Annotated in this window: 1 tRNA gene; it reads left to right on the top strand. The window is 51.1% G+C overall.

The window, feature by feature from the left end:
- The first annotated feature begins 186 nt into the window (after nucleotides 1–186).
- Nucleotides 187–262: transfer RNA gene (locus tag OGW13_RS00740), tRNA-Glu, on the top strand.
- The last annotated feature ends 2 nt before the right edge of the window (nucleotides 263–264 follow it).

The raw sequence follows: 264 nt of genomic DNA, 5'->3' as shown, positions 1-264 counted from the left end.
TGGATCACCTCCTTACCTTAAAGAACCTGCCTTTGTAGTGCCCACACAGATTGTCTGATGAAAAGTAAAAAGCAAGGCGTTTACGCGTTGGGAGTGAGGCTGAACAGAATAAGGCCGCTCGCTTTCTATTGATGAAAGCTCACCCTACACGAAAATATCACGCAGCGCGTGATAAGCAATTTTCGTGTCCCCTTCGTCTAGAGGCCCAGGACACCGCCCTTTCACGGCGGTAACAGGGGTTCGAATCCCCTAGGGGACGCCACT

This window comes from Citrobacter sp. Ca225 (assembly GCF_030337175.1).
Classification (GTDB): Bacteria; Pseudomonadota; Gammaproteobacteria; order Enterobacterales; family Enterobacteriaceae; genus Citrobacter_A; species Citrobacter_A amalonaticus.
The sequence above is the reverse complement of the archived record's forward strand: the minus strand, read 5'-3'. Positions and strand labels throughout refer to the sequence as shown.